Origin of the sequence: Actinomadura rubrobrunea NBRC 15275 (assembly GCF_001552235.1) — a bacterium.
GTDB lineage: Bacteria > Actinomycetota > Actinomycetes > Streptosporangiales > Streptosporangiaceae > Spirillospora > Spirillospora viridilutea.
In genome coordinates, this window is the sequence record NZ_BCQU01000001.1 from 108,735 (window position 1) to 122,585 (window position 13,851).

13 protein-coding genes are annotated in these 13,851 nt (G+C 70.8%); all 13 read left to right on the plus strand.

From position 1 onward, the window contains the following. Positions 1-996: 996 nt before the first annotated feature. The 13 genes from AR3_RS00465 to AR3_RS30120 all read left to right on the plus strand — a co-directional run bounded on the left by AR3_RS00465 (position 997) and on the right by AR3_RS30120 (position 13,710). Complete coding sequence (locus tag AR3_RS00465) at positions 997-1,638, plus strand: SUKH-4 family immunity protein (protein ID WP_067906744.1); 642 nt, start codon at positions 997-999, stop codon at positions 1,636-1,638. 43 nt (positions 1,639-1,681) lie between these two features. After that, positions 1,682-2,287 carry an SUKH-4 family immunity protein gene (locus AR3_RS00470; RefSeq protein WP_169803768.1) on the plus strand — a complete coding sequence of 202 codons (606 nt, stop codon included), beginning with the start codon at positions 1,682-1,684 and terminating at the stop codon, positions 2,285-2,287. A gap of 91 nt (positions 2,288-2,378) precedes the next feature. Then, complete coding sequence (locus AR3_RS00475) at positions 2,379-4,595, plus strand: WD40 repeat domain-containing protein (RefSeq protein WP_106258766.1); 2,217 nt, start codon at positions 2,379-2,381, stop codon at positions 4,593-4,595. A gap of 38 nt (positions 4,596-4,633) precedes the next feature. Continuing rightward, the gene (locus AR3_RS00480) at positions 4,634-5,494 is read left to right on the plus strand and encodes an SUKH-4 family immunity protein (protein WP_067906750.1); all 861 of its coding nucleotides are present in this window, start codon (positions 4,634-4,636) and stop codon (positions 5,492-5,494) included. Between the two features lie 188 nt (positions 5,495-5,682). Next, positions 5,683-7,080 (plus strand): type VII secretion integral membrane protein EccD, encoded by a 1,398-nt coding sequence (gene eccD, locus AR3_RS00485; protein WP_067906752.1) that lies wholly within the window; start codon positions 5,683-5,685, stop codon positions 7,078-7,080. A gap of 31 nt (positions 7,081-7,111) precedes the next feature. Next, positions 7,112-8,548, plus strand: coding sequence for a type VII secretion protein EccB (gene eccB / locus AR3_RS00490; RefSeq protein WP_067906754.1), 1,437 nt, complete (start codon positions 7,112-7,114; stop codon positions 8,546-8,548). A gap of 82 nt (positions 8,549-8,630) precedes the next feature. Next, positions 8,631-8,921 (plus strand): WXG100 family type VII secretion target, encoded by a 291-nt coding sequence (locus tag AR3_RS00495; RefSeq protein WP_067906756.1) that lies wholly within the window; start codon positions 8,631-8,633, stop codon positions 8,919-8,921. Positions 8,922-9,300: 379 nt separating this feature from the next. Further along, positions 9,301-9,615: a WXG100 family type VII secretion target gene (locus tag AR3_RS00500; protein ID WP_083950780.1), complete on the plus strand. Its 315-nt coding sequence runs from the start codon at positions 9,301-9,303 to the stop codon at positions 9,613-9,615. Between the two features lie 40 nt (positions 9,616-9,655). Further along, entirely contained in the window at positions 9,656-9,946 is a 291-nt protein-coding gene (locus AR3_RS00505; protein ID WP_067906761.1) for a WXG100 family type VII secretion target, read from the plus strand. A 143-nt stretch (positions 9,947-10,089) separates the two neighbouring features. Continuing rightward, positions 10,090-10,473 (plus strand): hypothetical protein, encoded by a 384-nt coding sequence (locus tag AR3_RS00510; RefSeq protein ID WP_067906763.1) that lies wholly within the window; start codon positions 10,090-10,092, stop codon positions 10,471-10,473. A 12-nt stretch (positions 10,474-10,485) separates the two neighbouring features. Continuing rightward, on the plus strand, positions 10,486-11,766 hold the full coding sequence (locus tag AR3_RS32515; protein WP_067906765.1) for a WXG100 family type VII secretion target: 1,281 nt from the start codon (positions 10,486-10,488) through the stop codon (positions 11,764-11,766). 164 nt (positions 11,767-11,930) lie between these two features. Continuing rightward, positions 11,931-13,268: a S8 family serine peptidase gene (locus AR3_RS00520; RefSeq protein ID WP_227023202.1), complete on the plus strand. Its 1,338-nt coding sequence runs from the start codon at positions 11,931-11,933 to the stop codon at positions 13,266-13,268. A 58-nt stretch (positions 13,269-13,326) separates the two neighbouring features. Further along, the gene (locus AR3_RS30120; RefSeq protein ID WP_146150278.1) at positions 13,327-13,710 is read left to right on the plus strand and encodes a hypothetical protein; all 384 of its coding nucleotides are present in this window, start codon (positions 13,327-13,329) and stop codon (positions 13,708-13,710) included. The last annotated feature ends 141 nt before the right edge of the window (positions 13,711-13,851 follow it).

A 13,851-nucleotide genomic window follows, 5' to 3' on the forward strand; every position in this document is an offset into this window, starting at 1 on the left:
CATGAGAGTGGTGGCCGCCTCCAGTCGACGCGGCAGGTGGCCACATCGGTCGAGCGGCCGGGCATCAAAGGGGTCTCCCGCAGCCAGGACGGCCGGATGAGGAAAGCCCTGGAACGAGCAGGTGGCCGCGTTCGACAACCGCCCGTGGCAGACCGCCGCATGCGTGCGGCCGGACGCTCTGACCCAGCAGGTGCGTAAGAGCAGCCGCGCCGGCCTCCGCGTACGACGTGGCGTCGGGTCCTGAGCGTCCGCCGGACACTGCGCCGGCCGCCGTCAGCGGCGCGGAGGTGCTGCGGCGTTGCGATGTGGCTCGGCTCGGCCGGGCGCACGCAGCTCAACCGGCTGATCGCGTTGTCGGGCGCCTCGTCGGCGCTGTGCCTGTCCCGGCGGTCAGCGCCTGCGTCCGCGGGACGGCTCGTCCGGGCTCGCACCGCCCGCGAGCTCCTGCGCCGGGCGGGAAGGCGTCGGTGCTGCGGCACGCCCCGTCGCCTCCGGGCCGCACCGTGTGGCGCTGCTGGCGGGCGGCAGCGGGGCCCGGTGAACCATACGCCGACGCACTGCTGCGGTTCGCGCACGCCGCGGCCCGCTCCGGCGGCCGCGTCAGGCGCTCACTTTGATCGCACCGAGCTTGAGGCGTCGGCAGGTGATCGTGATGCCGGCGGGCGCCGCGTGTGACCACCTGGCTGCGGTGAACGTGTGGCCCCGCATGAGAAGTACGGGGTTCGTCGCGAATGATCGATGGCGTGATCCTGTCATGCTGCATCTGTGCAGGTGAAAGCTCGGTCTGCGCGCACCTGAACCCCTGACGATGTCTCTGCGTCCATATGGCAGGACGTCCGTCGCGTCCTTGCTTCGCCGGCGAGCGCTGCGAAGGCTGGAGATGTCAGTCTGCGGGGTTCTCATCCATTTCGGCGTGATCGGTAGAGAGGTCGAGTTGGCTGACCTTCCAGGACGTGGTTCTGACCTGCGGGAGGGGAGGGGGACGTCATTCCCGAGTTGACGTACGACCAGCTCGCGGGCGTGTTCGGGGAGGACGGCGTCTGGCGCCAGGCGGAAGCGGAACTTCCCGACGGACTCAGCCATGAGGAGACGCGGCGGTTTCTCGCCGAGGTGGGTCTGCCGAAAAGTCTGAAGAGGGGTTACCTCAGTCTCGATGAATCGGCCCTGACGGGCGAGTTCGAGACTCTTTCCGAGCTCTATGAGAGCGTCGGCGAGGAGGAGGGATGGACGTGGGAGCGTCCGCCGAACGCCGACCGCTGGTATGTGCTCGGCGGATTCTTCGGCGGTGAAGTCGCCGTCGACGGAGAGACCGGCAAGGTGTGGTTCGTCCCGGACTGGGACGAGGCGCCCACACCGCTGCACAGCGGAGTGGACGCCCTGGCCTACTACATGTACGTCCTCGAAAGGGGCAAGAATCGCTACAGCTTCGAACGCGCGTCGTCGATCGCCGATGATCCTGCGGATCCGCGGGACAGGTCCGATGTGTACCGGGAAGTGGCCAGAGAGTTGGTCGCCGAGCTGCGCGAGGCCGACCCCACTCCCTTTGTCGACGACGCGTCCGAACCCTGGAGCAACGATTTCGCGGGGCCCTGGAGCACCGCCTTCTTCGACATCGCCGAGGGCACCTGGTCGGCCTGACCCGACGAGTACCTGATGGCTGAGGAGTTGCGTGATCCCGGAGTTGACGTTCGCCGAGCTGGCGGCCGTGTTCGGTGAACAGGGCGTTCTGAGAACCGATCCGGCGCTCCTGCCGGAAGGATTGCGCCACGACGAGACGCGCGGGTTTTTGAGTGCGGTGGGTTTTCCGTCCTCGGACGTTCAGGGGCTCGTCGTCGTGGACGAGCAATTTCCGCGCGCCGTCCGCGGCATGCGGGAGGCCTCCCACTTCACCGAGTACGGATGGGAGCTGCCGGCGGAGGCGGCGGACCTGTTCCTCCTGGGGGAGTTCCAAGGGGCCGCGATGGGCGTGATCGGGATCGACGGCGCCTCCGGGGCCGTGCGCATGGTGTCCGAGCTGGACATGTCGCGTGCCGTGCTGCTCAACTCCGACATCTCGCGGCTGACCTATTTCCTCTATGTGCTGCGGCGTGACGAGCACCTCTACAGCTGGGAGCACTACGACGAGCACGAGCAGCCCGATCCGGAGTCGCCCGAGCCCGACACGATGGGGCAGGCGGCCGAGCGCATCCGGCAGGAGTTCCAGCGCGCCGATCCGGCGGCCTTGGAGGAGGGGGAGAATGTCTGGGACGCCGTTCTGGAGGACATCGCCCGCGGCGAATGGACGTGAGCGGACGCCGCGAACGGACGATCTCTGACGGCGTTCGACGCGCGCTGAGGCCGACGGACGGCCCGCGCACCGGCATGGGGAGGACAGCAGCGTGACGAGTGCGGTCGAGACGAGGACGCCGGAGGCGGGGCGGGGGCCCGCCGCGGCGGCGGTGCGGACGTGGCTCGGCGACGTCCTCCGGCCGCGGCTGTGCGTGATCACCGGTGCGCCCGCCGCCGGCAAGAGCCGGCTCGCCGCGTGGATCGCCGCCGAGGACCTGCGCACCGACCGGGCCGTGCACGGCATGTTCAGCGCGCGGGGCATGGACCTGCACGCGGCCACCTGGGCTCTGGCAGAGCAGCTGTCGATGCCGGGCGCGGATCCCGAGACGCTCACGGCCTTCGTCTCCCTGGACCGGCGTCCCGCCACGGTCGTCATCGGCGAACTGGACGAGTCCGGGGTGCGGTGCGACGGCGCCGCCGCCCACGACATCATCACCAGGCTTCTCAACCCGCTGCTGCAGCTGCAGCATGTCCGGCTGCTCGTCGAAGGCAGGCCCGAGGTCGTCAACGCGTTCGACGCGCCCGCCGAGGTCGTCCACCTCGACGACCCGGCGCGCACCGACCGGGCGGCGTTCACCGCGTGGGTGCACCAGACGGCCGCGAGCAGGGGCGTCACCGATCCCGCCGTCATCGCGGCCGCCGACGCGCTGTACCCGAACGCCGGACTGGCCGAGCTCGCCCTGGTCGGCGGCGGCCCGGACCCGGTGGCCGGCTGGTTCCGGCGCGTCCCGCAGGAGGCGTGGCCCGCGCTGCAGGCGCTGGCCTCCGCCTACTCCCCCCTCGACCACCCCACATGGCGGAGGTGGACGACCGCGCTCGTGGGCGACCCCGGGCGGGCGGACCAGTCCCTGGCCGCGGCGGCGCCCCTGGTGACACGCATCGTCGACCGCTACACCCTGCACTGCCGCCCGCTCCGTGACGCGGTCCTGAAGTCGCGCACACCGGAACTCGACGCCCAGGTCGACAACGCCATCGGCTACACGCTCTACGACTCGCTGCCGAAAACACCCGGCGGCGCACCGGACTGGGCGAACACGCCGCCCTACGCCGAGCGGCACATCCTCCGGCACGCCGCCGCGTCGGGCGTCGCGGAGCGGATGCTGGCCGACGTCGGATGCGCGGTCCACGCCGACCCCGTCTCCGTGACCATCGCCGTGAACAGCGCCGCCGACAAGGCCCCCGACGGCCTCGTGCGGGCCTGGCGCACGGCGGGCCGCGCGCTGATCGCCTCCGAGGACGCCGTCGAACGCGCCGCGATCCTGCGGGCGGGCGCGCTGCACGTCGACGACGCCGAACTCGCCCGCCGGCTGGAGGCGTGGAGCGCGGCGGCGCCGTGGCAGGTGCAGTGGTGCGGGACGCGTCCGGCCGCCCCGGACGGGGATCCCTGGCCCGGGCCCGTCACCGCGCTGACGGTCGGCGCCGGCGAGCACGCGGGCGCGCTGGTCGCGGCGTCCGTCGACGGCACCCTGCGGCTGCTGTCGCCCGCCGACGGCGCGCCGGTCGGACGCATCGCCTGCCGGACGTCCGAGCCGCGCGGCCTCGTGGCCCTGAGCGACGGCACCGTCGTCCACGTCGACCAGCACGGGGCGATCGGCCGGACCAAAGCGGCCCGCGCGCAGAGCCGGGCCGACGCGATCGTGTCGCTGCTCAACGCCGAGCCCGGCGGGAACACCGGCCCCGACTTCGACGCCCTGGTCGCGGCGTTGGCGTCGCAGGCTTCGTCCCCGCCCACGGCGCTGGGCGCGGACCACGGCGTCCACGTCGTGGCGGCCGGCGACCGTTCCGGAGGCCTGCGGTGCTGGACGCTGGACGCGACGCCCCTCCACGCGGAGCAGACCAAGCCGCATGACGGCCCGGTGACGGCGGTGGCCTGCCTGCGCGGCGACAACGGCGCGGTGCTCGTCGTCAGCGGCGGCGCGGACGGCACCGTCCGGCTGTGGAACCCGGCGGACGACGCCCTCGACGAACCCGCCGCGCGACGCGACGTCCCCGTCAACGCCGTCGCCGCCGCCATGCTGCCGTCCGGGCCCGCGGTGGCCATCGGCTGGGCCGACGGCGACATCTGGTTCTGGGACCTGGTGAGCGGACGCGAACTGACCCTGCGTCTCGGGTTCCCCGCCAACGCCCTCGCCATGGACGACCGCGGCGTCCTGTTCGTCGGCAGCGGGCACGGCGTCACCGCCGTGCGCGTCGACGTCGACCGTCTTCCGCCGCCGCCGGACCAGCCGACCGACGAGGAGTCGGCGCCGCCCGGCCTGGCACGGTAGACATGAGCGGACAACGACGAGGCTGAGGAACCGGACGGATGACGACTGACATAGGCGGACGGCTGGTCGCGCACTTCGGACAGCGGGGACTGCGGCGGTTCCAGCAGGGGGAGCTGGACGGCCTGGCGCTCCCGGCCGACGCCGCGCGGCACCTGCAGGAGTTCGGCGTCCCCGTCCAGGTGGGACCGTACTTCCTGGCCGGCTCGGGCGAACCCGTGGGCCTCGGCGAATACGCGGCGACCACCGGAGCCCCGGACGCGCCGACGTACGCCGCGCAGTGGTGCCGCGTCGGCACGGACCACGGCGCCGAGATCTGCGTCACCCCCGCCGGCGCGGTCCAGGCGGTGTTCGTCGTGGCCGACGAGGAGCCCATGCGGGTCAACAGCAGCCTGACCGCGTTCGCGGCGTCCCTGCTGGCGCTCGACCAGTACCTGCCCCTGCTGGCCGCCCCCGGCGACCGCTCCCCGGCCCAGGTCTTCCGCGACCTGCGGGCGCGGCTGCTCGAGGTGGACGCCCCCGCCTTGGACGACGACGAGGCGTGGTGGCCGCGCGTGCTGGAGCAGATTCGGCACGCGATGAGCTTCCCCTTCTCCGCCGCCTTCGAGGTCCAGGACGACCGGGGCGTCAAGCGCATCGAGACCGAGCAGGCCAGGGTCGGCGCGCCGCACCCCGAACGGGTCCTCTGGACGCGGCTGGAGGCGCAGGGCGTGCGTCCGGAACAGGTCACCCGGGTCTACACCGAACTGGAACCGTGCTTCCTGCCCGGGAACTACTGCGCGATGTGGCTCACCCAGTTCACCAACGCCGAGTTCACCTACTCGTTCGACTACGGCAGCACCGCCGAGAACCGTGAACAGGGCTTCCTGGAGCTCATGCGGCACGCCGCCCAGCAGGGATGAGCCGGCAGGGCGATCGAGACGGAAGATTCCGGGAACCGGAGGCCGGGCGGCGACATCCAACGCATGCCGCGGGCGCTTCGCCGGTTCGGCGCGCCCCGGACGGGCGCACCGGTACAGCGAGCGTCCGCGGCATGACACCATGCACATTGGTCGTCCTTGTTTGACACAGCACACATAGCGAGGAAGTCGTGAGCGCGCCCCCTGGAGCCGACCTCTGTCGGATCACGCTCGTCGGACCGAACCGCCGCGTCGACATCGCGTTGCCCGCCGACGCGACGTTCGCGGAGCTCTACCCCACGATGCTGCACTACGCCGGGCAGAACCTCGCGGACGCGGGGCTCGCGCACGGCGGCTGGGTCCTGCAGAAGCTCGACGAGGCGCCGTTCGACCCTTCGTCCACGCCCGCCCAGGCCGGGCTGCGCGACGGTGACCTCGTCTACCTGCGGCCGCGCATGGCCCAGCTGCCGGAGCTGGCGTTCGACGACGTCCCCGACGTCGTCGCCACCGCGGTCAACGACCGGCCCGACCGCTGGCGGCAGGACTCCACGCGCCGGTTCGCGCTGGGCTGGGGTGTGACCGGGCTGCTGGTCGGCGCGGTCGCGGTGCTGCTGTCGGGACCGTCGTGGATCGTGCCGTCCATCGTCGCCGGCCTGATCGCCCTGCTGCTGCTCGGCTTCGCGGTCGGCCTGTCGCGGGCGCTCGGCGACTCCGGCGCGGGCGCCGCCGTGGGCTACGCGGCGATGCCCTACGCCTTCCTCGCCGGGCTGCTCGCCCCGGCCAGGGACACCGCGCTGCTCGACCTCGGCGCCCTCCACCTGGTCGCCGGGTTCGGCGCGGTCGTCCTGGTCGCCACCATCGCCGGATTCGGTGTCGCCGACGGCCTGCCGGTGTTCTACGGCGCCGCCATCGCGGCGCTGCTCGGCACCATCAACAGCGCCATCCCGCTGGTGTTCGACACCGACGCCGCCGGCGTCGCCGCCGTCACCGTGGCGATCGCGCTGGCGCTGACCCCGGCCCTGCCGGGCGTGGCGTTCAAGCTCGCCCGGGTCAAGCTGCCGCCCGTCCCGCAGAGCGCCGAGGACCTGCGCCGCGACACCCTGATGGTGGACGGCAAGCAGGTCCTCAACCGCACCGCCGTCGCCGACCGGTTCGTGACCGGCGGCGTGTCCATGCTCGGGCTGACCGCGCTCGGCGCGTTCATCCCGCTGACGCTGGACGGCGGCTGGGTCAGCTCCGCCATGACCGTGGTGGTGTCGCTGGCGCTGCTGCTGCGCGCGCGTCTGTTCCGCGGCCGGGCGCAGAAGTTCTGGCTGCTGGTGCCGGGCGTCACGGGGCTGGCGCTGCTGGCGGTCAGCACCGCGTTCGAGACGTCCTCGCAGACCGTCGCCCTGGTCGGCGTGCTGCTGCCGGCGCTGGTGGTCTCGGGCATCGCGGTCGGCGTCGGCATGTGGCTGCCGAAGAACCGGCTCACCCCCTTCTGGGGCCGCGCGGGCGACATCGTCGAGATGATCTTCGTGATCGCGCTGATCCCGCTGGCCCTCGGGGTCGCCGGGGTGTTCGAGTACGTCCGCACCGTGGTCGGCTGACCGGAGGGTCCGAGGCTAGGAGGCACCGTCCATGCAGACCAAGCGGGATCTGCTGCAGGCGCACCGGCTGATGACGCACCGCGCCTCGCAGGCGCTGATCCTCGGCGAGCCCGACTACCCCGAACAGCCGCTGCGCCGTCTCAACGTGGGCACGTTCGCCGGGGTCATGGTGGGCGTGCTGGTGGCCGCCGGATTCGGCATCGCCGGGCTGATCTTCGGCGGCGGGACGAAAGGACTGACCAACGGCGGCCTGCTGCTCATCGAGAAGGAGACCGGCAGCCGGTACGTGTGGTGCCAGCCGCAGGGGTACAAGGAGAAGGTCTTGTGCCCCGTCGCCAATTACGCCTCCGCCAAGCTGGCCGTCGCCGGCAGCGGCGGGAGCCAGGGTCAGCAGAAGTCCGTGTCGGCCAAGTCGCTGGCGAAGTTCCCCCGCGGCCCGATGATCGGCATCCCCGGCGCGCCCGACACCGTGCCCGACCGCAAGCGCCTGGTCGGCGGGCCGTGGTCGGTGTGCGTGCGGGAGGGCGACGTCAACGGCATCACCCGCTCGGTGGTGTCGCTGGTCGGCGGCCGGGACGTCGGCGGGCGCAAGCTCGACGCCGACACCGGCGTGGTCGTCAGCACCGGCGCGGGCGCGAACTGGCTCATCTGGCGCAACCAGCGGATGCGCATGTCGCCCGCGGGCATGACCGTCCTGCAGGCGTCGGCGCCGCCCCGGGTGTCGGAGGCGTTCGTCAACGCGCTGCCCGCCGGACCCGACTTCGCCCCTCCGCGCATCCCCGACTTCGGCCGTCCGACCCAGACGCCCGGGGGCGCCAAGGGCACGATCGGCCAAGTGTTCGTCGTCAAGGGCGTCGCGGGCGGCGCCGACCAGTTCTACGTGCTGCTGCGCGACGGCTTCGCGCCCATCAGCCGGGTGCAGGCCGCGCTCATCCAGTCCAGCGGGCAGTACCGCTTCCCCCGCGACACGCCGCTCGAAGCGGCCGTCGTCACCAACAACCGGTCGCCGCAGCGGCTGATGGACGACCGGCTGCCGCAGACCCAGATCAAGGCGGAGCCGCTCAACGTCAAGGAAGCGCTGTGCGTGGTGTACCGCGACACCTCCAAGGGCGCGCAGAACGCCGTGCTGACCGTCGGCGGCGGCAAGGACCTGCCGATGCCGACGCGGGTGTCCGGGACGGGCGTGGACAACGTGGTGCTGCCGCCGGGCAGCGCCGTGCTCGCCGGCGTGCTGCCGGCGTCGGGCTCCGTCGACGCCATCAACACCTACGTGTTCGTGTCCGATAACGGACGCAGGTACTCGCTGAAGTCGCCCGAGACCGCCAAGGCGCTGGGCTACTCGATCTCGGCGGACCAGAACGACTCGGTTCCGGTGCCCGCCAACCTGCTCAACATGGTGCCGCAGGGGCCCGTGCTGGATCCGGACAAGGCGGTCTTGCCGGTCGCCTCCGGTTCTGCGGGTCTATAGATCACTGAGAGATAAAACGCTGCTTCGTTCGGTATGCGGTTGCTACGCTCCGGATGGACGCAGTCGTGACGGAGGGAAGACCGTGGGTCAGGCGTTCAGCACCGACTACTCCGTGATGCAGCAGGCCGAGGCGATGTTCCAGGCCAAGAATCGCGAGATGGTCGAGCTCCTGGACAATCTCGAGGCGGACCTCCAGAGCGGGCTGTCCAAATGGGAGGACGACGCGCGGGACGCCTTCTTCGACGCCAGGGCGAAGTGGGACAAGGCCGCGCGGGAACAGGCCAGGATGATCAAGGAGTTTCACCAGGTCGTCATGACCGCGCGGGGGAACTACCAGACCGCGGAGAAGGCCAACTCCGAACTGTGGGCCTGAACCGCGAGGCGCCTCCCGACGATGACGACGGCCATGGAACCGGGCCTGCGGGCCGCCGGGTCTAAGTCGTGCGATGCGGCCTTCACCGCGCGGTCGCATCGTCGCCGAAGGCCGGAAACGGTCGTCGGTAGCTGGCAGGAAAGTCCGGCCCCTCCGACGGCAACGGTCCCGCATACGCGGGCTGTCGACGGTTGCGAGCGGACCGCGGCAGGCGCACGTCGCGTGCCGCGGACCCGTGGCAGGGCTTTACCGATGCGGTGCCGTGCCCGACGATGGTGGCGAAGACGGGGTGAATGCGAATCGATCCGATTTCGTGCGAACCATCCGGCTCGGCGCCGCGTCTGAAAGATCTGCAGTGGGTAGTGCGGAAGGATGACTCATGAGCCAGAGGTCTTCGGTCGACAGAGCAGAAATGGCGCAGGCGGCCCAGCGGGTCGAGTCCGCCGCTCAGGACCTGCGCAAGATCCAGGGCGACCTGGGTCAGGAGCAGGCCCAGCTCGCCGGCCGGTGGATCGGTGAGGCGAGCAACGCCTTCACCAAGGTCTACAACGAGTTCAACACCGAGCTGAGCAAGGTCCTCGACGTCCTCGAGGAGCTCCACGAGAAGCTCGTGCAGACCAAGATCAACTACGAGGCCAGCGAGCAGCAGCAGACCGAGAGCATCAACCGGATCGCCGGCCTGCTGAACGGCTGACCGAATCCCCCACCGATCCTCGGGACTCAACGGAGGAACAATGAGCTACAGCTCCATGGACTTCGGCGCCATGCAGCAGGCGTACGCGACGTTCCAGGCCAAGTTCACCCAGATGCAGAGCGAGCTGGACGACCTCGAGAAGAGCGTCGAGAGCAAGCTCGCGCAGTGGGAGGACGACGCCAAGAACGCCTACTTCGACGCCAAGCGTCAGTGGGAGCAGTCCGCCCAGGAGATCGGCCGCGTGCTGCAGCAGCTCGGCGAAGTCATCAACTTCTCGTCCGAAACCGGCCAGAGCACGGTCCGTACGAACGTCAACCTCATCTCGGGCTGACGCCGTCCGCGGCCGGCCGCCCCGCGGACGGGCGGTCGGCCGCGACGCTCGCGGGGTGGGCATGCTGCCCGGCCCCATGAGAGGGACACGACGGGGACTCCAGCAGGCAGCGGGGGCCGGGGCGCCCCCACGGGAGGTTTCACATGGGTGCTGGCGGCAAGAGCGAAATCGACACCGATGCGGCCAAGAAGATCCTCAAGATCCTTGAGGACAATCTCGCCACCTTCGACACCGGCTACGGGACGCCGAGCGACATCCAGGGACGCGGCAATGTGACCCAGGCCGACCTCGGCGGGAGTGCGGGTTTCTCCGCTGGCCAGCAGCTCGGCGAGAATACCGCGCGGGCCTACAGCGTGATCAACCAGGAGTACACCACTTTCGTCAACGCCTACGGCCAGGTCATTGAGGCGCTGCGGCGTGCGGTCAACAACCACGACGAGAAGGAGCAGACCAACACCGCTGCGGCCAACAGCGTGCAGGTCAGCCACACCAGCCGACCGACCACCGGGAACACCCGGGCCTACTGATAGGGCGGGGCTATGACGATTGCGGACCAGACGATGACTGACAGCAAGCCGAAGGATCACCACATCCGATACGGCCCCATCTCGCCCAGCGAATTCACCGGCGGCATGGACGAGATGGACCGGATCCTCGACTCCACCCGGCCCGACAAGGTCATCCAAGCCGGACAGGCGTACAACGCCGCCGCCAGCAAGCTGAACGAGGCGGCCGGCACCCTGCGCGCCCAGGCCTCGGCCTTGGAGAGCGTGTGGAAGGGCGATGACGCCGACGTCGCCATCAAGCAGATGCGGCGTCTGCAGACCACCGCCGAGAACATGTACAAGGTCGCCCATGAGACGGGCACCGCGCTGTCCACCTATGGCCCGCAGCTCGAGTGGTACCGGGACCACCGTCCCGGCCGGGGGAACTTCGAGGGCCTGAGCACCGGGGACGCCGCGGTTTTCGCTGCCGGCACCATGATCGCCGGCCCTGGCGGCGGTCTGATCGCCGTCGGCGGCAAGACGCTCGCCGAGGCCATCGGCCTCCTCGAGGACGAGGAGGACAAGATCGCCCGCGAGCACATGAAGCGGCTCACCGAGCGCACTGTCCAAGCCAACGACAAACTCCCCACCACCCTCACCACCGACCAGCCCATGGTGAATCCGGGTGATGAGAGGTGGAAGCGGCGTACCGATTACCCGGGCGGCGGCGGAGGCGGAGGCGGAGGCGCCAAGGTGCCCAACCCGTATGGGAGCGGACCTCCTGGCAGCGACCCCTTCGGTGACCAGAACGTGCCGAACCCGTACGGCGGGGGCTCCGGCAACGGGCAGAACGTGCCCGACCCGTACGGCGGCGGGGGCGCTGGCGGCGGGCAGAACGTGCCCAACCCGTACGGCAGCGGCCCCGGGAAGAGCGACCTGGCGGGGCTGCCCCAGGGGGGCGCTGGAGGCATCGGCGCAGGCGCCGACCCGTTCGGGCGTGGCGGTCTCGGCGGCGGCATCGGTGGCGGCGGCATCGGTGGCGGCGGCGGTGGGATCGGCGGCGGTGCCGGTCTCGGCGGCGCCCCGATGGGCGGTCTGGCCGGTGGTCCTCCGGGTGCCGGCGCCGGTGCGGGGCGCGGTGCCGGTCTCGGCGCGGGCCGCGGTCTCGGCGCGGGCCGCGGCATGGGTGCCGGTGGAATGATGGGCGCGCCCATGGGCGCTCGCGGCGGAGCTGGCGGCGGCGAAGACGAGCACGAGCGCACCACGTGGCTCACCGAGGACGAGGATGTGTGGGGCGGCAACGACGGCGACACCGCTCCCCCCGTGATCGGTTGATGCCGGCTCGTCGGAGCTGATGGTCATGCACGACTCGGCGTGGGTAGCCTGAGGCACTGTCTTGGGCTGCCCGCGCCGATTCGCTGAGTGAGGTTTGCGCTGTGCGACGGATGACGCGCTTGATAGCTGCCGCAGGGGCGAGTTGCTGTCTGCCCTTGACCACGGTGACTCCCGCCGGGGCAGCACCGGGGCCCCGCAGCGACCAGTGGTGGTTCGCGGCGTGGCAGATCCAGAACAAGGTCTGGCCCATCACCAAGGGAGCCGGGGTCACCGTCGCGGTCATCGACACCGGCGTCAACGCTCAACTGCCGGATCTGCGTGACGCAGTGGTGCCGGGCAAGGATTTCCGGCCGGCGGACGGCAACTCGCCAGGATCAGGCGACGGTAGGACCGACACCGACCAGAAGCTGGGCGGACACGGCACAGGCATGGCCTCGCTCATCGCCAGCCGCGGCACGAGCAGCGGGTTCATGGGGGTCGCCCCGGAAGCCAAGATTCTTCCGATCGTCAGCGCCGCGCTGGACACCGCGGCGGCCATCCGGTACGCGGCCGACCACGGCGCCCGTGTGATCAATGTGTCCGCCGGCCACGCGGCGCCTTTGGGAAAGTGTCCGCAGGACGTGCAGCAGGCGATCGCGCACGCCATCCAACGGGACGCGGTCGTCGTGGCGTCTGCCGGTAACTCGGCGACCACCGACAACAGAGTCGAGTATCCCGCTGTGTGCCCGGGTGTGCTTGCAGTCGGTGCCGTCGACAACCAGAAGCGAGCTTGGGCCGACACTCAGCGGCAGCCGTACGTTTCGGTTGCCGCGCCCGGCGTCCTCGTGGGCGCTCTGCTGAAGACGGGGCGGGTCGACACTGGGCTGTCCGGTACCAGTCAAGCCAGTGCGCTGACCTCAGGTGTGGTGGCATTGGTGCGGGCCAAGTACCCGCAGATGTCGGCGCGCGAGGTCGTTCAGCGGATCATCAACACCGCCAAAGACGCCGGGCCTCCCGGACCGGACAACCAGACGGGCGCCGGGGTGATCATTCCGGCCGATGCGCTGACCGCGAACGTGCCCAAGAGCGCGCCCAACCCCGTCTTCGCCAAATTCGACCAGTGGCAGAAGAGCCAGCCGAACGCGGGGAACGCCGCGCCTTCCCCCACATCCACCGGCAAGACCAAGGCCCAGGCCGACAAGGAAAGGGCCGAGCGCAACACCAAAATCCTCTTGGGCGCCGTGGCCGGGGCGGTGCTGCTCGCTGTGCTGATCGTCGGACTGGTCGTGCTCCGGCGTCGTAAGCCCGCGACGGTCGGGCCGATGCCGGGGGGCATGCCCGGCAACTTCCCGGGCACGCAGGCCGGGCAGTCCGGGCCGCCGCCTGGTTGGGGCGGGCATGTCGGCGCACCGCCCGCTGGACAGGCTCCGCCGCAGCCGTTCAATCCGCCGCAGGGGCAGCCGGGCTCCGGGCCGGCTGCGCAGCAGCCGCCGCAGGGGCCACCGGTCGGCCCGCCGCAATGAGAGACTGCGTCGCAATCTGTCATCGGAAAGGGAATCAGGCTTGAGGAAGCGTCTGTTGATGTCCGCCGCCGTCTTGGCGGTTGCGCTCGGCGCCGGTGCGTGCGGAGGGGACTCGAAGGACGAAGCAAACGGTTCGACATCGGTCAGCCCCTCGGCCGCGTCCAGCAGCTCCGCTCCCGCCACGCCCCCCGCCGGAGGCAACGCGTCTTCGAACGGCGGCACGGGCTCGGGCACCGGTTCGGGCGGCGCCGGTCAGGGCACGGCGCAGAACGAGACGCAGGCGAAGATGATGAAGGTCGCGCAGTGCATGCGGGACAAGGGCTACGACGTCCAGGACCCGACGCCCAGCGGCCACATCGTGTTCAAAAACGTCAAGGACGCGGAGGCCGCCAACAAGGCGCTGAACGAGTGCCGCGCCAAGCACAACGTCACCGGGCCCTGAGCCAGGAGCCGCTCGTCGCAGGCTGCGGAAGGGTGTCCTTTCCGAACATGAGAAGGGACACCCTTTTCTCTTACCCAAAGTTGGCTCGCTCTGCGGTGCCTAGGATGAGGCAGATGCAGCGCCCGCCCCGGAAACGACGAG